The sequence below is a fragment of the Pedobacter duraquae genome (genome assembly GCF_004362245.1).
GTDB classification, from domain to species: Bacteria; Bacteroidota; Bacteroidia; order Sphingobacteriales; family Sphingobacteriaceae; genus Pedobacter; species Pedobacter duraquae.
The window spans coordinates 1,128,724-1,147,455 of sequence record NZ_SNWM01000001.1 but is presented as its reverse complement, the minus strand read 5'-3'; the positions used below and the strand labels follow the sequence as shown (position 1 = coordinate 1,147,455).

Genomic DNA, 18,732 nt, shown 5'->3' with positions numbered 1-18,732 from the left:
ATAAGACATAAAAAAAGCCCTTAAAGGGCTTTTTTTATGTCTGTATATTTCTAATGACTTGGACCAGATCCTTCGACTCTTTTGATCTGGGCACCTAATGCACGAAGTCTGATATCGATATCCTGATAGCCACGTTCAATCTGCTCGATATTATAGATTGTAGACTTCCCTTCAGCAGAAAGTGCTGCAATAAGCAGGGAAACACCAGCTCTGATATCCGGAGAGGTCATACTAATTCCTCTTAATTTGTAAGCTTTATTGATTCCGTTAACTGAGGCTCTGTGTGGATCACATAATATGATCTGAGCACCCATATCTATCAGTTTATCAACGAAGAACAGCCTGCTTTCAAACATTTTCTGATGAATCAATACCGAGCCTTTCGCCTGGGTAGCAACAACTAACACGATACTAAGCAAATCCGGAGTGAAGCCCGGCCATGGTGAATCTGCAATAGTAAGCATAGATCCATCGATAAACGACTCGATCACATAGTGTTTTTGGGAAGGAATATAAATATCGTCGCCCCTAAGTTCGAATTGGATTCCCAGCTTGCGAAATACTTCAGGTATAACGCCAAGTTCAGAATAGCACACATTTTTAATGGTAATTTCTGATTCTGTCATGGCTGCCAGTCCTATAAAAGAGCCAATTTCGATCATATCGGGAAGCATACGGTGCTCTGTTCCACCCAATTTAGTTACGCCCTCAATCGTTAGTAAGTTAGAGCCGATGCCTGAAATCTTGGCACCCATGCGGTTCAACATTTTGCATAACTGTTGAAGGTATGGCTCGCAGGCGGCATTATAAATTGTGGTAGTACCTTTAGCAAGTACAGCAGTCATCACAATATTTGCCGTTCCTGTTACAGATGCTTCATCCAGAAGAATATAGGCGCCTTGTAAGTTTGTGGCATCGACATTAAAGAATTCCTTTTTGCTGTCGTAGATAAATTTTGCTCCAAGTTTTTCAAAACCTAAAAAGTGCGTGTCTAGCCTTCTGCGTCCGATTTTATCACCTCCCGGCTTAGGAATGGCAGCTCTTCCAAAGCGACCCAGCAGAGGGCCCACAATCATAATGGAGCCTCTTAAGCTCCCGCCTTTGGACCTAAATGTTTCAGATTCAAAGAAGCCGAGGTTGATGTCTGCTGCCTGGAATGTATAGGTGTCTTTGGATAAACGTTCAACAATAACGCCCAGATCACCTAATAACTCGATGAGTTTGTTGACATCTTTAATATCTGGAATATTGCTAATCGTAATTTTTTGATCGGTCAGTAAAACTGCAGAAAGGATCTGCAGGGCTTCATTCTTTGCTCCCTGGGGTTGAATTTCACCCTTTAGCTTTTTGCCGCCGATTATTTCAAATGCATTCATGCGTGATAATTTTTCAGGCAGCTTTAGTACCTTGATTTTGGATTATTGTTCCTTTGAGAACGGTTGTTCGTATTATTTTGTTTTCCTTTATTGTTGCTGTTGCTGCGTCCACGATTGTTATTATTGGTAGGACGGTTAATCACGGGTTTAAACTCAACTTTATTTAAGTTAAAGTTGTCATCCAGTTTAAGTTCGCCTCCAGAGAGTTCCCGCAGATTTTTTAAGATGGTTTCGTCAGCTACATTATCCTTGTTCCATTGCACATAGGCCATTTTCATGAAGTTGGCAATACCTTGAACCATAGCGGTTTTACGTTCCGGATCTTCCACTGCTTTAGTTTTTTCGATCAGTACTTCCACAGTTTTTCCATAATGTTTATAGGTAATCCGTTGTTGCGGATAGCCTATATGCTTTGGTTTTGCTGCTGCCTGTTCAGGCGTAGGTTTGGGATAGGGGGAATCTACGTCTATTTTATAACCTGAAATGATGTGCAGGTGATCCCATAATTTATGTTTAAAATCGGCAACATCCCGAAGGTGTGGATTTAAGAATCCCATCAGATCTATCACTGCCTGGGCGTATTTATTGCGTTCTTCCAGTTCTGGCAATTCGCAAATATACTTCACCATGTTTTGCACATTGCGGCCGTATTCTGCGAGTATCAACTCAGTTCTGGTCGTGTTATAATCGAAATTCATATCAGATAAACTTATTTAACGATGCGTAATTTAGCAAATTTTAATAATAACTGCTTATTTCCCAGACCCTGAAAAAATACAGTTGCTTTAATATCAGGAAGAGCACCTTCCAGGTTTACTATCTTGCCAAATCCAAACTTCTCGTGCTCAACATCCATACCATTTTGAAATTCAGCAGGATTGCTGGCAGTAAAACCTGGGGTTGGCACATGTGCTTTTGGTAAAATTGATGTTTTCGGGCGTTGGGCCGGGGTGCTGGTATTTGCTGTACTTGCTGCCGCCGGTTTAGGCTTACTAAAGCTATCTCGTTGTTGTGTCCAGGTACGTCGTTCATCAGAAAAACCCTGACCATCGAGCACACTTTTTGTTGGTTTTACCACTTCAAGCTCCAGGTAACGGGCATTAATTTCTTCTATAAATCTGCTGGGTTCACAGCTGGTTAGTGTTCCCCAACGGTATCTCGAAGTTGCATAGGTAAGCGTAAGCTTTTTTTCCGCGCGGGTGATCGCTACATAGAATAAACGTCGTTCCTCCTCCAGATCGGTGCGTGAATTTAGTGACATCTGGGAAGGGAAAAGATTTTCCTCAAGTCCTACAACGAAGACATTTTTGAATTCAAGTCCCTTTGCAGAGTGGATAGTCATCAGTGAGACGGTATCCTTTTCTTTATCATCCTGTCTGTCGTCATTAGTCAGCAGCGCGATATCCTGCATGAAAATCGCCAAACTACGGTCTTCAATATCTTCACGTTCAGCAAATTCTTTAATACCATTCAAGAGCTCCTGAATGTTCTCATAGCGGCTACGACCTTCAATGCTGTCGTCGGTATGTAATTCTTTTAAAATCCCTGAATGCTGGGCTATATATAATGCTGTTTCATAAGCATCCAGCTTTTTTGACTCTGCTGCGAAGCTCTGAATCAGCATAGCGAAATCATTAAGCTGATTGGCGATGCGGCCCTCTATGTATTGAGCAGGGTTGCATATAACTTGCCACATGGTGATGTCGTGTTTATCGGCAGCAACAATAATCTTCTCCACTGTCGTGTCACCAAGACCTCGGCGTGGGTAGTTGATCACGCGTTTAATTGCTTCTTCATCGCCAGGATTAAAAGTGAGGCGGAAGTAGGCAATTAAGTCTTTAATCTCCTTACGTTGATAAAAACTGAGCCCGCCATAGATCTTATAAGGAACATTAAGCTTTCTCAGGGCTTCCTCCATGGCACGCGACTGTGCATTTGTGCGATACAAAATAGCGAAATCCTTATAGTTATAGCCTTTTGAGGTTCTTTCCTGCATAATACCTTCGGCTACGAGTTTTCCTTCTTCGTTATCCGTAAAAGCACGCTGAACCTTAATGCGGTCGCCAGATTCGTTCTCAGAGAAAACGTTCTTTTCCAACTGGTTTTTATTGTTGGCGATAATACTATTGGCAACTTCTACAATATTCTGTGTAGATCGATAATTTTGCTCTAATTTGTACACCTGTAATTCAGGGTAATCACGTTCGAAATTTAAGATATTTTGAATGTTCGCCCCCCGAAATGCATAGATACTCTGAGCATCATCACCTACAACACAAATATTCTGATATGCTGCGGCAAGTTTTTTAACAATAGTATATTGTGAAAAGTTAGTATCCTGATACTCATCCACCATCAGGTATCTGAATTTTTGCTGGTATTTATTAAGTACGTCGGGATGTGTTTTAAGTAAAACATTCGTTTTAAACAATAAGTCGTCAAAATCCATCGCACCGGCTTTGAAGCACCTTTTGGTATAAGTTTCGTAGATTACGCCCGTAAGTGGTCTTTTGTTGCCGCTATCTTCGGCCTGAATCTCAGCATTTTCCAAGTACTCAGTATGGGATATGAGGTTGTTTTTAGCTGCCGATATCCTGTTGTACACGAAATTTACATTGTATAGTTTATCATCCAGCTGCATCTCTCTTAATATAGATCTGAGCAAGCTTTTGCTGTCATCTGTATCATAGATTGTGAAATTTGGTGGATAGCCAATCTTTTGTGCTTCTACGCGTAATATCTTGGCAAACACAGAGTGGAATGTTCCCATCCAGATGCTTTTTGCCTCTGCGCCAACAACCTTTGAAATACGCTCACGCATATCTTTCGAAGCTTTGTTGGTAAAGGTAAGTACCAGTATATTAAAAGGATCAACACCTTTTTGAATCAAGTGTGCCACCCTGTATGTGATTACCCTTGTTTTGCCCGAGCCGGCACCCGCAACAATCATTGCCGGGCCTTCGGTATTTTCAACAGCTGCACGTTGCTGTGGGTTTAATCCTGCTAAATAATCCAAAATAGAATAATAGTTTTAAGATGCGAAGTTATAAAATGAGTGCGAATTTTGGTTGCTTTGTGTAAAACTAATGTGCAACAATAAGCTTTTTCGTAGCTGTAAATAAACCGGATTCTGTTGTTACCCGGTAAATATACATGCCAGCGGCAAGTAGGCTGAGGTTAATGGGAACAATATGTTTACCATTATTCAGATATTCATCCAGTGGTGTCTGAACCAACTTACCACGAAGGTCGTAAATTTTAACGGTCACTTTATCAGCCTCTGGTAAAATGATATCAATATTGGTGGTCTGACCGGCAGGGTTTGGGTAATTCTGTGTAACTGTGAATTGCAGGAAACGGTCAGCAATAATTTTATTTACAGTATCAAAAAGCACATAAGCCATTAAGCTGTATCCTCTGGCATTTGGATGAAATGGATCCTGATACAGACTGAAATCCCGACGGATAACACCATTTATATCGGCAAGTGTCAGTTTATATTTTGTTACTAAAGTCCGGTAAAAGGCATTCAGTAACCTGATCTGAACATTTGCATTCCTGTTCCGTACATCAGTTCTGTCGTCTACATTCTGTAAAGTACACATGATGGGCACGAGCCCTGCCGCCAGCGATCGCTCTACGATCTCCGTCATATTTGCCTGGGTTTCAGTAATAGTAAGTTTTTTATCTACGATAGCCAGGGCGTCATTAATACCCATATTGATAATAATGAATCCGGTTTTTCCAATAATGGCATCGTCCAGACGTGCTAGCCCCTGAGCCGTGGTTTGGCCAGCAATACCATAGTTGGAAATATTAATGGTTTTATTGGTGTAGCATTTGACAAAGAATCCAGTAAGGTAAGTCTGAAAGTTTAATCCGTTGACACCCTGTACAGTACTTGCACCAAAGGTCACAATGTTTACACTGTCCTTCGCATAATATTGTGCTGTTTCCGGGCAACTGACTGTCTGCGCAGATAATTTCGTGAAACTGATAAAAAAAAGCGCAATGCATATTGCAAGAGCACGGTATGCCATTATTATAAACTAGTTATTCCCCCTGTGAGATACGCTTTCGGAACAAATATACCAAAAATTATATCTTTGCTTAAAATCATTTAACATGGAAGAGATCAAAAAATATGTAGCAGAACACAAAGAGCGTTTTTTAGAGGAGCTTTTTGAATTGTTGCGTTTCCCATCAGTAAGTGCAGATCCTAAATTTAAAGACGACGTACTGAAGACTGCAGATTTTGTTGCAAAAAAATTGGTAGAAGCAGGTGCAGATAAAGTCGAAGTATGTCCTACAGCTGGTTACCCAATTGTGTACGGAGAGAAAATTGTTGACGCTGCATTACCTACCGTGCTGATTTATGGGCACTATGATGTTCAACCTGCCGATCCTTTGGAATTATGGCATACCCCACCATTTGAGCCAACTGTACGCGACGGAAAAATCTATGCACGAGGTGCTTGTGATGACAAAGGACAGTTTTATATGCATGTAAAAGCATTTGAACTGATGATGAAGACCAACACGTTGAGTTGTAATGTTAAGTTTATGATTGAAGGTGAGGAAGAGGTGGGCTCTGCTAACCTTGGTATTTTTGTTAAGGAAAATGCTGAACGCCTGAAAGCTGATGTAGTTCTGATTTCTGACACATCAATGATCAGCATGGAGAATCCTTCTATTGAGACCGGCTTACGTGGATTGGCTTATATGGAAGTTGAAGTAACCGGACCTAACAGGGATCTACATTCAGGGGTTTACGGTGGGGCAGTAGCTAATCCAGCAACTATCTTGTGTAAAATGATCGCCTCCCTTCACGACGAAAACAATCATATCACCATTCCAGAGTTCTATAATAATGTTGTTGAACTATCGGATGGCGAAAAAAAAGCCTTAAATTCTGCTCCTTTTGATCTGGAAGACTATAAAAAAGATCTTGATATCGATGCGGAGTGGGGAGAAAAAGGATACTCTACCCTGGAACGCACAGGTACAAGACCGACTCTGGAAGTGAACGGTATCTGGAGTGGCTACATTGGAGAGGGTGCAAAAACTGTATTACCATCCAAAGCAAATGCAAAGATTTCTATGCGGTTGGTGCCAAATCAAAGCTCGGATGAGATTTCGGAAATATTCACTAAACACTTTGTAAAAATAGCACCTGCATATGTCAAGGTTAAAGTAACGGCACACCATGGTGGTGAGCCTGTTGTTACTCCAACTGACAGCATCGCTTACAAAGCAGCAGAACAGGCTATAGAAGATTCATTTGGTAAAAAGCCGATCCCTACCAGAGGTGGCGGCAGTATTCCTATTGTAGCATTGTTTGAAGATGTGTTGGGTATCAAATCCGTTTTATTCGGTTTTGGCCTGGATAGCGATGCGCTACACTCACCAAATGAAAAATATGATATATATAATTACTACAAAGGAATAGAAACCCTTCCATTGTTTCATCGTTATTTTGCTAAATTAAATCAATAAGCATTTGTTTGTTTGCAATTTGGTTAGTATGCTTCAAAACAAAGCATTAGCTATAGAAGCCGGGTCTTTACCTGGCTTTTGTAGTTAATACACTTTGAAAATTAATCGCCTGATCTGGGATTATTGGTAGAATAAATCCTTTATTTGTGTTTTGAACCTACTATAGCAGGGGTTCATTTATCAAATAATAAGATGGATACTACTACAACAGTAAAAAAAGGCAATTCGCTCATCCCATTGGTCACCATGACATTTCTGTTTTTCATGTGGGGCTTTATAACCTGTATGAACGATATTCTGATTCCACATTTACGTGCATTTTTTCAGCTTAATTTTGCACAGTCGATGCTCGTTCAGTTTGCTTTCTTCGGCGCGTACTTTGTGGGCTCACTTATTTATTTTTTGATATCTTATTATAAAGGAGATCCTATCAATAAGATCGGTTATAAAAAGGGAATTATTGCTGGAGTACTATTATCTGCTTTGGGTTGTTGTTTATTCTATCCTGCGGCAAGCCTTGCCATCTACGGCGTATTCCTTGCGGCACTTTTCGTACTTGGACTTGGTTTTACGATTCTTCAGATAACTGCGAATGCATATGTGACGCTTTTAGGCCCTGAGGAAAGTGCTTCCAGCCGTTTGAATCTTACACAAGCGTTTAATTCTTTTGGTACTACAATAGCGCCTGTATTGGGCGGGCACCTAATCTTTACTTTATTTTTGCAGGATGGGAAAGTAACAGCCGACTCTACCCGGATTCCTTATCTAATTTTTGCTGGTATCTTGGTTGTGCTTGCACTAATTATAAGTCGTGTAAAATTGCCCTCTTTCAGCTCTGAAGAATCCAGCGAAAAGGGGCTGGGTGCACTAAAATTTCCACAGTTAAGAATGGGCGTTTTAGGTATCTTCTGTTATGTTGGCGCTGAGGTGGGTATCGGTAGCCTTTTGATCAGTTTTATGGCTAAGGAGGACATTATGAATATTCCTGAAGCAATTAGTAAAAACTACCTTGCATTGTACTGGGGTGGGGCTATGATTGGGCGGTTCCTGGGCGCGATCTCATTAAGCAGCCTTGCACAAGCAAAGAAAGTAATATATATGGTAGTTACTGCGGCGTTAGTATATCTGCTGGTATTCAGCATCGTCGATGTGACATTTGAACAAACCAGTTTCTTTATTATATTCATTGTGCTGAATATTGTGGCTTTTGTAGTGGGTAAATCCGCGCCAGCAAGAACACTGGTATTGTTTGCAGGTGTAAATATTGCGCTATTGTTGCTCGCTGTAGTAAGTAAAGGCGAGATGGCTTTATTCCCCATCCTCGGTATCGGCCTTTTTAATTCTATTATGTTTTCCAATATCTATACCCTTGCTATTTCGGGACTGGGTAAATATGTGAGTCAGGGTTCATCTTTGCTGATTATGGCTATTTTGGGTGGCGCCTTACTACCGTTAGTTCAGGGTATGATTGCTGATGCTTATGGGATTCAACACTCCTTTTTCCTGCCGGCAGTATGTTACTTATATATCTTAATCTTTGGTGTGTATTGTATGCGTAAAGTTCAGGTGACTGACCAGAAAGTCAATGTAAATCATTAAGAATGATCATAGAAAAGAGATGTAAGCCTTTCGATGCCCTTTCGGTAAAAGAACTCTACGACGCGTTACAGTTACGCAGTGAGGTCTTCGTAGTGGAACAGAACTGCGTATTCCTTGATGCGGATGGAAAAGACGAATTTTGTCATCACGTCCTGTTTTATAGAGAACAGCAGCTTATAGCGTATACCAGAATTGTTCCGGCAGGGGTGTCTTATCCTTCTGCTTCACTGGGTAGAATTATTACAAGTCGATCCACAAGAGGAACAGGCCTTGGAAAAATTCTTGTTCAATACAGTATCGATGCATTAACAGAAATTTACGGTTGCTGTCCGATTGAGATTGGCGCACAGCTTTACGCTAAAGCATTTTATGCTCAATTGGGTTTTGTTGAACAGGGGGAGATTTACGACGAAGACGGGATTGACCATATCCATATGCTCAGAGCTTGATTTTTGCAGGGCGAAGGCCAGTTTTAACGATCAATTTCTGGTAAGAAATTAATGACAATACACGATTTACTGCTATAATGCCTACATTCGAGGACAAGTTATTTGTATGAAAAAATTTCTACTTCCCGCTTTCACTGCGCTGACTGCGCTTACTATGGGTACGTATGCCTCGGCAATTGCTCAGAGTCCTATCGCTTATACAGTTTCCTTTCCTAACGCGATCCACCATGAGGCAGAGATCAGTGTTCAGTTCAAACAGCTGACGGCTGCGCCGTTAAGGGTACGCATGAGCCGTTCCTCACCAGGGCGTTATGCTACGCATGAATTTGGTAAAAATATATATCATGTTAAAGCATTTAATGCTGCGGGGAAACCACTTGTGTTAAATCAGTTGGAAGGGGATGTTTGGGAAATCCCGAAACATGAGGCTGAAGTACAGATTAAATATACCCTTTTTGGAAACTGGGTGGACGGTACTTATGCGGCGATAGATCAAAGTCATGCACATCTGAACATGCCTGCTACATTAATGTGGGCCTATGGGATGGATCAAAAACCAATTACTGTTCAGTTTAACGATTTAAAAAAGCAAGGCTGGCGCGTAATTACGCAACTTAAACCTATGGGAAATGATGTGTTTTATGCCGCTAACCTACAATACCTGATGGACAGTCCGGCCGAGTTAACACTAGATAAGCATGTGAGCTGGGAAGTGGTTAATCCTGATGGAAAAAAGCAGGAGATTAGCTTGTCTACGCACTCTGACGACGATCAAGCTGTAGTAAATAAGTTTGCCGATATGGTAAAGCGTGTAGTGCTTGAAGAGCAGGCTATCTTTGGTGAGCTTCCTGCATTTGACTACGGCAAGTATGTTTTTCTGCATGATGTACACCCAAGTACTGCCGGCGATGGCATGGAGCACCGGAACTCTACGGTTATCGTTCAGCCTGCGAAAGCAATTGAGGGTAATGAGCGCAGGCTGCTTGGTACATTCTCTCATGAGTTTTTCCACAGTTGGAATGTGGAGCGGATCAGGCCAAAAACATTGGAACCATTTAATTTTGCCCATGCGAATATGAGCAATGAGCTTTGGTTCGCAGAAGGTTTTACACAATATTATGGTGCGCTGACCCTGACTAGAGCCGGACTTAATTCCGTAGACGATATGCTGAGCAGTGCAACAGGTCTAATCAATTCTGTACTTAATACTCCTGGAGCAGCAAATTTTTCTGCCGTGGAGAGTAGTCGTTATGCAGTGTTTGCTGATGCCAATGTAGCTGTTGATGCGACTAATAAAGCAAATATCTTTAATAGTTATTACTCCTATGGTGGTGCCGTAGCACTTGCATTGGACTTACAGTTACGTTCAGAATTTAACCTGACGCTTGACAATTATATGAGGCAGGTATGGCTCGCGCACGGTAAAACTGAAAGGGCGTATACGATACCAGACCTGCAAAACGTATTGGCGAAATTTACGGGCAAGCCTGAGTTTGCTGCTGGCTTTTTCACTAAGTATGTATATGGCCTACAAAAGGCAGATTATGCTGGGTTATTGGATAAAGCCGGGCTTGTGTTGAAGCGAGAGCGTGCTGGCAAAGCCTGGGCCGGAAGACTGGGCGCTTTATCATCCAGATCGAGCGAGGGCGTATCAAGATCCACAGCTGCAGAGGGGCTGATGATCTCGTCAAGTACTTTAATGGGGACACCGGTTTATAAAGCTGGGCTGGATGCTGGCGACATGATTACGGTTGCTGATGGGAAAAATGTTAAAGATATGACGACATTTAATGAGGTCATTGCTGCACATCAGCCAGGTGATGAAGTTAAAATTCAGTATGCAAACAGAACTGGCAAGCATGAGACCGTGATTGTACTTGAAGAGGACCCAGGGCTAACCCTTGTTACCTACGAAAAAGCAGGAAAAACGCCTAGTGCTGCACAGCTATCACTTCGTAATGACTGGCTTTCGAGCAAAATAAAATAAACTCAATATTATACCAAACGGTATAATATTGATTAACTTTGTCTGACTAAAATCAATATTATGTTAAAACGTGTTGCCGTTACAGGCCTTGGTGCCTTGACCCCAATAGGAAATGATGTTCCAACTTTTTGGAAAAATACTGTTGCAGGTGTTAGTGGAGCAGCCACTATCACGCGCTTTGATGCTTCGCTTTTTAGAACTCAGTTTGCCTGCGAACTTAAAAATTATGATCCGACCTTGTTTCTGGATCGTAATGAGCTGAAACGTACAGACCGTTTTACACAATATGCCTTAATTGCTGCGGCAGAAGCTATTGCTGATTCCGGATTTCAATTTGATCGAATGGATCCTTTCGATGTTGGAGTGATTTGGGGATCAGGACAAGGTGGAATGGAGACGTTTGAAGAGCAGGTAACTGAATATGCAACGGGAGATAAAAGACCACGTTTCAGTCCTTTTTTCGTGCCTAAACTCATTGCTAATATGGCTTCCGGGATGATCTCTATTAAAAATGGATATATGGGTATTAACTATACTACGGTTTCTGCCTGCGCAACGTCCAATACTGCTATTATGGATGCGTTTAATTACATCCGCTTGGGCAAAGCTAAAATTATTATTACCGGAGGTTCCGAAGCGGGCATTACTCCGGCTTCTATCGGTGGATTCTGTGCAATGAAGGCTATGTCTGCACAAAACGATAATCCAACTGGGGCTTCCAGGCCGTTTGATAGTACACGTGACGGATTTGTGATGGGAGAGGGTGCGGGCGCACTGGTTCTTGAAGAATATGAGCACGCAGTAAGTCGTGGGGCCACCATTTACGGAGAGTTACTTGGCGCTGCAATGACGGCCGATGCCTACCACATGACGGCCACGCATCCACAGGGTCTTGGTGCTTCGAAAGCAATGCATATTGCTTTAAAGGAGGCTGGAAAAACAATTATGGATGTTGACTACCTGAATACTCACGCTACTTCTACACCTGTTGGGGATCTTTCGGAGATTCAAGCGGTATTGGCATTGACGGGAACGCAGACCCCAAAGATGAAGATCAGTGCGACGAAATCAATGACAGGCCACTTGCTTGGTGCTGCAGGTGCTATTGAAGCAATTATCTGTCTGTTATCGATGCGCGACAGTATTATACCAGCTACGATCAATACGACTAATCTGGATCCTTCTATTCCTGAAAATCTTGATATTGTACTTAATAAAGCAATCTCTGCAAATGTTGATCTCACGATGAGTAATACATTTGGATTTGGGGGCCATAATGGCATCGTAGTGTTCGGTAAATCGTAATCGTATCGGATAGTCAATATTTAAGAGTACCTTTGGCTAATCCAAAAAAATTTATGAATTACGAAGAATTTTACGAAGAGCTGATCGGAGAGATTGAGCAGGTTACAGTTGTACTTAAGGCTTATGATGATCTGGAAGATTATTTCATGAACACAAGGAACAACCGCGTGACGTATGAATCCTATGTTTTAAATTCTTTACCGAAGTCGATTTCAGATATTATTTACATTCTGGGAACAGGTAATCTGAACTTGTCGGCTGAGCATGAACTTAGAAATACCTTGAAAAATAATACGAGGCTGGCCTATACGAAGCGGGTGCTGAATCTAATTCGCGATAATCGGGAGAAAGTAATTGCTACTTTCAAAACACAGGCAAAAATATCTAACGAAGCGCTGCTGATCAACTTAAAAAATGATCTTGTTGGCGATCTAACAAAAAACCAATACCGTGTTAGTACGCTGCAGGAATTGATGCGTAAATAGTAAACTATACCGGGCTCATGGTTGTTAACCTTAAAATCGTTAACCATGAGCCTGGAAAAGTATGTAGCCAAGCGGGATTTCTCTAAGACCGCTGAACCAAAATCCGGAAAAAGTAAAGACAAAGACAAACTACGCTTTGTCATTCAGAAGCACGATGCTTCGCGCTTACATTATGATTTCCGTTTGGAAATGGAAGGCGTGATGAAAAGCTGGGCCGTTCCTAAAGGGCCATCTACAGATCCCAAAACTAAAAGACTTGCAATGATGGTTGAAGACCATCCTCTGGATTACCGTACTTTCGAGGGGATTATACCTAAAGGAGAGTACGGAGGAGGCACTGTGATTGTATGGGATGAAGGTACTTATGAGCCAATTGAGCCTGTGAAAGGCAAGAAAGCAATGGAGAGACATTTGCTGGAACAATTAAATTCAGGATCGTTAAAAATCAAGTTGCATGGAGAAAAGCTTAAGGGGGAGTATGCACTTGTCAAAACTCATGGAATGGGTGAAAATGGATGGCTCTTGATTAAACACAAAGATGATTTTGCTTCTGCCAGTGATATTACTAAACTTGATAAATCAGTCTTGTCAGGTAAGACCATAGACGCCATGGCTAAAACCAGCGAAAAGGTGTGGAAGTCTGGTCACGAAGAACAAATTGTTTCTAAGAAACCAGTAACGGCTAAAACGCCTAAGAATGCGGAACAAACGATTGTAACAACCCCCAAAGCGCTAAACAAGTTATTAAAAGAAGCTCCGAAAGCGAAGATGCCTACAGGTATTAAGCCGATGTTAGCTACTTTAGTAGATGAGCCTTTTGATAATACTGATTGGCAATATGAGGTTAAATGGGATGGTTATCGAGCTTTAGCGTTTGTGAATAAGGGCGAGGTAAACCTGCTGTCCAGAAATAACAAGAGTTTCAATGATAAATTCTATCCTATTCATGAACTGCTACGAACATGGAAACTGGATGCGGTATTGGATGGTGAGATTCTGGTATTGAATGAAAAAGGTATTTCTAATTTCGGACAGTTGCAAAACTGGCGTAGTGAGGCTGATGGTGAACTGGTCTTTTACGTTTTCGATATCTTATGGTATGCTGGTAAGAATCTTCAGGAACTTACATTAGCTGAACGACAGTCTATCCTGGCCGATGTACTGCCTGTAAATGATGATCGTGTAAGACTGGGTCAGGTATTTAAGGCGAGTGGTATTGATTTTTATAAAGCTGCAGAACGATTGGGATTAGAGGGGATCATTGCAAAGAAATCAGAGAGCACTTATGCTGCCGGATCGCGGTCTAAGGAATGGCTGAAAATTAAGGTACACAAAAGGCAGGAAGTTGTTATTGCGGGGTTTACAAGAAATGAAGGCACCTCTAAGCAGTTTAGTTCTCTTTTGCTGGGGGTTTATGAAGCGGATACATTATATTATGTAGGGAAGGTCGGTACTGGTTTCTCAGATCAGTTGCAGAAGGATATGATGGACCAGTTTGAACCGTTAATCACCAATAAGAGTCCATTCGAAGTAATACCGGATGTTAACAAACCATCCAGGTTCAGACCTGATCCGCCAAAGGCCAAGGCCATTTGGCTTAAACCAGAATTGGTATGTGAAGTTGCCTTTACTGAGGTAACAGACGATGGGGTATTCAGGCATCCTTCATTCCAGGGAATGCGTGTTGATAAAAAAGCGAAAGATGTTGTTCGGGAAACCGCTGCCCCTGTTCAGGAGGTTCTCGAAGGGGCAATCGAAGAAAAAGCAGAAGATAAACACGCTGATGCACTTAAACCGCCAAAAAATAAGGAACGGAAAACGTTGCTTAATCCTAAGGATGAAACTCAGGTGAGAAAAATCTGCGGGCATGATTTGAAATTTACGAACTTAAAAAAGTTATACTGGCCGGACGACAAGATTTCTAAAAGAGATATGTTTAATTTCTATTATCAGATAGCTGATTATATTCTTCCCTACCTGAAAGACAGGCCTATGTCTTTAAACAGATTTCCGGGAGGGATCCACGGACATAGCTTCTACCAAAAAGATGTTACCGATAAAGCTCCTGACTGGGCTAAAACTTTTCCTTATACGACAAGTGATGGGGAAGCTAAAAATTATCTGGTAGGTGATGATGAAGCAACACTGCTTTGGATGGCCAGTCTCGGATGTATAGAGATGAATCCCTGGTTTAGTAGAATCCAGTCACCAGATAATCCCGATTACTGCGTTATCGATCTGGATCCTGATAAAAATACTTTTGACCAGGTTATTGAAGCTGCGAATGAAGTAAAAAAAGTGTTGGATGAATTAGATGTGCCCGCCTATTGTAAAACATCAGGCTCAACAGGAATGCATATTTACATTCCCCTGGCCGGAAAATATACGTATGATCAATCACAGATGTTTGCACGTATTTTGGTTGATATTGTGCACAAACAAATTCCAGAATTTACAAGCCTTGAGCGTATGATTGCGAACAGAAAAGGAAAAATGTATCTTGACTTTTTGCAAAACAGGCCTGGTGCTACAATTGCTGGCCCTTATTCGCTCAGACCTAAACCGGGAGCTACAGTTTCCATGCCCCTGCATTGGGATGAAGTAAAACCCGGTTTGAAAATGACTGATTTCCATATTTTTAATGCTGTAGAGAGAGTTAAATCAGAAGGCGATTTGTTCAAAGGAGTATTAGGTAAAGGAATTGATCTCGAAAAAACGATTGCTGCTGCGAAAAGAATCTTTGGTTAATTAGTCAACCTTACCTCTGTATTAACTCGCCATGTTGTTGCTCAAGGTATGGCTTTCAATTAGGATTCCCCGAAGGCCATTGTCCATACAGCATATACCGTAAACATGTACTGGCATTCCAGCATTATTAAGTTGGTGATATTCTTCCTCTATGGTGATATGTTGACAAGGAAGTTTCTGATCATGCTGCACGCAGAAGTATTGTTGTTGCTCATCCTGTGTGAAATCCAGGACATATCCTTTCTGATGTAGCGCAATGATTATTTCGCTCATACGGTGTGCGTAACTACTGTCGTGTTGGTGTAAAGGAACTGGTCTTTTTGATCCTTGATATGTATTTGGTTCAGGACTCAGGTGAAAGAGATTTGCCATTGGTTATCTGTTTTATAGGTTTTAGGTTGGTTGACATATTAGCTCAATAGCTATGCCATATTTTTGTTAAGGTGTTGATAGACAACTTTATGTTGTTAGTTGTTAGTGCGCGAATTCTCCACGCAAGCATTTAATATTAACGGTTATAATTTTGATTTGTTATTGATAAGTATGATCCAGGCATCTGGATTCATTTAGTAGTAACCCCCGCAAGCCATTTTCAGTTTCTAAGGAATAAAGGTAACGGCGTTCTTCTCCTGGTGCCATAAAGCACTCTAGGCTGATGATTTTGACCGCACAGAGTTCTAGTTCAGAATTTGTTTGGACACAAATTATTTTCTTGCCCGCATGTTGAAAATCATAAACGAAACCATTTTCCTGAAGCTGGATAATTCGCTTGGAGAGTGGGCTAATTCTGTTGTTTACGTTTATACTTTCCTCTTTCATATTTTTTAGTTATACTATTAAGTAGTTCCTGATGGTATGAACGTCAAATTGAAATACATAGTAATTTGGGGTAAATATTTTAGAAGACTAAAAAAACACATCGTTCAATTCATTCATTTTCAATAAGTAATATCAGATTCTTGTTGATTTGGTCATTTCTGTCTGCGTAGGGAAACCTGATTGAATTAATTTTCGGAAACAGTTTTTAATATTGAGCAAGATTCGGGTTTAAAAAAATCTATTGATAGCGTAAGTTTGCTTTACTAGCTGCTGAATATGGAAACACAGGAAGAACTAAATTATTACAGGATTGCCGAGGCAATAGATTTTCTAAAATTAAATTTCAAATCCCAGCCTGATCTTGAAACTGTTGCTGCACATATGAATATGAGCCCTTTTCACTTCCAAAGGATGTTCAAGGAATGGGCTGGAGTGACGCCAAAACAGTTCTTACAATATTTAAGTGTTAATCACGCTAAACTGATGTTGCGCGAGCAACAGTCAACACTCTTTCAGACCGCCCATGAGACAGGTCTTTCCGGTACCGGAAGATTACACGATCTTTTTATTAAAATAGAGGGAATGACACCGGGGGAGTATCAAAAAGGAGGGGTTGCGCTTGAAATCAGTTTTAATTTTATACCAAGCCCTTTTGGTAAACTCATGGTGGCATCTACAGGCAAAGGAATTTGTTATATGGCTTTTGCCGACGATGGAGAAGAGGCTGCGTTGGTAGAACTTAAGCGTCAGTTTCCTGCCGCAGGTTACAAATTTGGCGAAGATGAATTCCAAAAAGCTGCTGGTAGTATTTTTATGCGGGATTGGTCTAAAATAAAGGAACTTCGTTTGCATCTTAAAGGAACTTCTTTTCAGCTTAATGTATGGCAAACTTTACTTTCGGTGCCAATGGGAAGGCTAACAACGTACGCCAAGCTCGCTACGGAGGTAGGCAGCCCAAAAGCTTGTCGTGCTATCGGTTCGGCGGTTGCCGGCAATCCAGTAGCTGTATTGATCCCTTGCCACAGGGTAATCAGATCAACAGGTGAAATTGGACAATATCATTGGGGGAGTAAGCGTAAGTCGGCAATGATAGGTTGGGAGGCTTCGAAAATCTAAAAAAATTGAGGATATGAATCCCCAATTTTCAAACAGACACCAATTTTAGAGCGCATCGGATATTTTCAGAAATAGTTAATAGTTGTTACTTCATCACACCGGTTTAACTTATGTGATGATAACAAAAGTACCCGTGTTAGATATGGTTCAAAACTTTGTTACGTGAAACCTATGATTTGTTACGTGAAACCAATATTTTGTTACACGAAATCAATATTTTGGAGCTCATGCTAATAATTAGCACATAATATAAAGGATAAAGCGCGTTGAATTTTTTAAGTTTGATAAGAGTACAGGAAATGTATCAAACAGTATATGGAGAAAATTTGGAAGTGCATAGTAATTGACGACGAGATGCATGCGGTGGAACTGCTTGAAGAATATATAGAAAGTATGCCTAACATGGAGGTATTTAAGGCCTACACAAATCCGTTAGATGCCCTTGCGGAGATATCCGCGGAAGACGAGATCGACTTTGTTTTTCTGGATATTGATATGCCCAGGATAACGGGATTAGAACTTGCTGAAGCTTTACGGAATAAAACAAAATACCTGGTTTTCACTACGGGTCATTCCAAATTTGCAATCAATGCATTTGAAGTTAATGCAGACCAATTTATGCTAAAGCCAATCTCTATGAGTAAATTCGCTCTGGTAGTGAATGAGTTATTGAAAAACAGGGCTTTGAAACAGGAATTGGTACCTATTTCAGAGTCTAAAACAGATGATTTTTTTATCAATACTGATCAAAAAAACAAATTAATACGTATTAACCCCAGTGAGATTATTGCCATTGAAGGGATGGATAATTATGTCAAAATACATACAATATCAGGTCCGATCACGGCCTATTTCACAATGAAGGAATTGGAAGAGAAGTTAAAGGGTGATGATGCATTTTTTAGAGTACAAAAATCTTATATCGTAGCAAAATACTACATTAAACATGTAGACGGACATATGATTCACTGCACTAACGGACTTGTTATCCCAATAGGAGTGGTATATAAGTCTGCTTTTATAGAATATTTATCACAAAATACTTTTAGATCAACGCGGAAAATAGGACGTTAAACATATTATCCGGTCAAATATCGACCGGATAATAGTTTGTTTGTTAAATTTGCGCTGATGTAGAGCACGTGCTGGTTCCTGTTGGCAACGTTGGATCGGTAGAAATTTGTTTTTCAACTTGCTTTCTAGATCTGAAATTGAACAAGGTTTTTTTTTGAAGTCTGCCGGTGTTTTTTTTTGTTTTCATACTGTTTTTTTTATCAAAATAGCAGCAAACAAATGGGGCATAAAAAACTCTTACGTCAACCAATTCTTAATTTACGCATAAGTATATATTA

General features: G+C 40.8%; 15 protein-coding genes. 9 read left to right on the top strand and 6 right to left on the bottom strand.

What is annotated here, in order from left to right; all coding sequences use genetic code 11:
- Positions 1-50 precede the first annotated feature (50 nt).
- From murA to CLV32_RS04905, 4 genes are all read right to left on the bottom strand, one after another.
- Positions 51-1,376: a UDP-N-acetylglucosamine 1-carboxyvinyltransferase gene (murA, locus tag CLV32_RS04920; protein ID WP_133552964.1), complete on the bottom strand. Its 1,326-nt coding sequence runs from the start codon at positions 1,374-1,376 to the stop codon at positions 51-53.
- 23 nt (positions 1,377-1,399) lie between these two features.
- On the bottom strand, positions 1,400-2,074 hold the full coding sequence (locus tag CLV32_RS04915) for a DUF4290 domain-containing protein (RefSeq protein WP_133552962.1): 675 nt from the start codon (positions 2,072-2,074) through the stop codon (positions 1,400-1,402).
- Between the two features lie 11 nt (positions 2,075-2,085).
- Positions 2,086-4,392, bottom strand: coding sequence for an ATP-dependent helicase (locus CLV32_RS04910; protein ID WP_133552960.1), 2,307 nt, complete (start codon positions 4,390-4,392; stop codon positions 2,086-2,088).
- A gap of 67 nt (positions 4,393-4,459) precedes the next feature.
- Positions 4,460-5,416 carry a GDSL-type esterase/lipase family protein gene (locus CLV32_RS04905; protein ID WP_133552958.1) on the bottom strand — a complete coding sequence of 319 codons (957 nt, stop codon included), beginning with the start codon at positions 5,414-5,416 and terminating at the stop codon, positions 4,460-4,462.
- Positions 5,417-5,501: 85 nt separating this feature from the next.
- On the opposite strand from CLV32_RS04905, the gene CLV32_RS04900 reads away from it, so the two are divergent.
- The 7 genes from CLV32_RS04900 to ligD all read left to right on the top strand — a co-directional run bounded on the left by CLV32_RS04900 (position 5,502) and on the right by ligD (position 15,445).
- On the top strand, positions 5,502-6,872 hold the full coding sequence (locus tag CLV32_RS04900) for a dipeptidase (protein WP_133552956.1): 1,371 nt from the start codon (positions 5,502-5,504) through the stop codon (positions 6,870-6,872).
- A 192-nt stretch (positions 6,873-7,064) separates the two neighbouring features.
- Positions 7,065-8,471: a sugar MFS transporter gene (locus tag CLV32_RS04895; RefSeq protein WP_243732237.1), complete on the top strand. Its 1,407-nt coding sequence runs from the start codon at positions 7,065-7,067 to the stop codon at positions 8,469-8,471.
- Positions 8,472-8,473: 2 nt separating this feature from the next.
- Positions 8,474-8,920 (top strand): GNAT family N-acetyltransferase, encoded by a 447-nt coding sequence (locus CLV32_RS04890; protein ID WP_133552954.1) that lies wholly within the window; start codon positions 8,474-8,476, stop codon positions 8,918-8,920.
- A gap of 106 nt (positions 8,921-9,026) precedes the next feature.
- A complete protein-coding gene (locus tag CLV32_RS04885) occupies positions 9,027-10,907 on the top strand; it encodes a M61 family metallopeptidase (protein ID WP_133552952.1) in 1,881 nt (626 codons plus the stop codon).
- 60 nt (positions 10,908-10,967) lie between these two features.
- On the top strand, positions 10,968-12,212 hold the full coding sequence (fabF, locus tag CLV32_RS04880) for a beta-ketoacyl-ACP synthase II (protein WP_133552950.1): 1,245 nt from the start codon (positions 10,968-10,970) through the stop codon (positions 12,210-12,212).
- 53 nt (positions 12,213-12,265) lie between these two features.
- Positions 12,266-12,697 carry a hypothetical protein gene (locus tag CLV32_RS04875; RefSeq protein WP_133552948.1) on the top strand — a complete coding sequence of 144 codons (432 nt, stop codon included), beginning with the start codon at positions 12,266-12,268 and terminating at the stop codon, positions 12,695-12,697.
- Positions 12,698-12,742: 45 nt separating this feature from the next.
- Positions 12,743-15,445, top strand: coding sequence for a DNA ligase D (ligD, locus tag CLV32_RS04870; RefSeq protein ID WP_133552946.1), 2,703 nt, complete (start codon positions 12,743-12,745; stop codon positions 15,443-15,445).
- A gap of 21 nt (positions 15,446-15,466) precedes the next feature.
- On the opposite strand, the gene CLV32_RS04865 is transcribed toward ligD, so the two are convergent.
- The gene (locus tag CLV32_RS04865; protein WP_133552944.1) at positions 15,467-15,817 is read right to left on the bottom strand and encodes a hypothetical protein; all 351 of its coding nucleotides are present in this window, start codon (positions 15,815-15,817) and stop codon (positions 15,467-15,469) included.
- Positions 15,818-15,976: 159 nt separating this feature from the next.
- Entirely contained in the window at positions 15,977-16,264 is a 288-nt protein-coding gene (locus CLV32_RS04860; protein ID WP_133552942.1) for a hypothetical protein, read from the bottom strand.
- Positions 16,265-16,540: 276 nt separating this feature from the next.
- On the opposite strand from CLV32_RS04860, the gene CLV32_RS04855 reads away from it, so the two are divergent.
- Both CLV32_RS04855 and CLV32_RS04850 read left to right on the top strand, forming a co-directional pair.
- Positions 16,541-17,380 carry a methylated-DNA--[protein]-cysteine S-methyltransferase gene (locus tag CLV32_RS04855; protein WP_133552940.1) on the top strand — a complete coding sequence of 280 codons (840 nt, stop codon included), beginning with the start codon at positions 16,541-16,543 and terminating at the stop codon, positions 17,378-17,380.
- Between the two features lie 315 nt (positions 17,381-17,695).
- A complete protein-coding gene (locus CLV32_RS04850) occupies positions 17,696-18,454 on the top strand; it encodes a LytR/AlgR family response regulator transcription factor (RefSeq protein WP_133552938.1) in 759 nt (252 codons plus the stop codon).
- The last annotated feature ends 278 nt before the right edge of the window (positions 18,455-18,732 follow it).

Excerpts from the sequence above, each read along its gene's own strand:
- CLV32_RS04905 (WP_133552958.1), bottom strand. The coding sequence starts at position 5,416 with ATGGCATACCGTGCTCTTGCAATATGCATTGCGCTTTTTTTTATCAGT.
- CLV32_RS04850 (WP_133552938.1), top strand. The coding sequence starts at position 17,696 with ATGGAGAAAATTTGGAAGTGCATAGTAATTGACGACGAGATGCATGCG.
- murA (WP_133552964.1), bottom strand. The coding sequence starts at position 1,376 with ATGAATGCATTTGAAATAATCGGCGGCAAAAAGCTAAAGGGTGAAATT.
- CLV32_RS04875 (WP_133552948.1), top strand. The coding sequence starts at position 12,266 with ATGAATTACGAAGAATTTTACGAAGAGCTGATCGGAGAGATTGAGCAG.
- CLV32_RS04915 (WP_133552962.1), bottom strand. The coding sequence starts at position 2,074 with ATGAATTTCGATTATAACACGACCAGAACTGAGTTGATACTCGCAGAA.
- ligD (WP_133552946.1), top strand. The coding sequence starts at position 12,743 with ATGAGCCTGGAAAAGTATGTAGCCAAGCGGGATTTCTCTAAGACCGCT.
- CLV32_RS04895 (WP_243732237.1), top strand. The coding sequence starts at position 7,065 with ATGGATACTACTACAACAGTAAAAAAAGGCAATTCGCTCATCCCATTG.
- CLV32_RS04890 (WP_133552954.1), top strand. The coding sequence starts at position 8,474 with ATGATCATAGAAAAGAGATGTAAGCCTTTCGATGCCCTTTCGGTAAAA.
- CLV32_RS04860 (WP_133552942.1), bottom strand. The coding sequence starts at position 16,264 with ATGAAAGAGGAAAGTATAAACGTAAACAACAGAATTAGCCCACTCTCC.
- CLV32_RS04885 (WP_133552952.1), top strand. The coding sequence starts at position 9,027 with ATGAAAAAATTTCTACTTCCCGCTTTCACTGCGCTGACTGCGCTTACT.
- CLV32_RS04865 (WP_133552944.1), bottom strand. The coding sequence starts at position 15,817 with ATGGCAAATCTCTTTCACCTGAGTCCTGAACCAAATACATATCAAGGA.
- fabF (WP_133552950.1), top strand. The coding sequence starts at position 10,968 with ATGTTAAAACGTGTTGCCGTTACAGGCCTTGGTGCCTTGACCCCAATA.
- CLV32_RS04855 (WP_133552940.1), top strand. The coding sequence starts at position 16,541 with ATGGAAACACAGGAAGAACTAAATTATTACAGGATTGCCGAGGCAATA.
- CLV32_RS04900 (WP_133552956.1), top strand. The coding sequence starts at position 5,502 with ATGGAAGAGATCAAAAAATATGTAGCAGAACACAAAGAGCGTTTTTTA.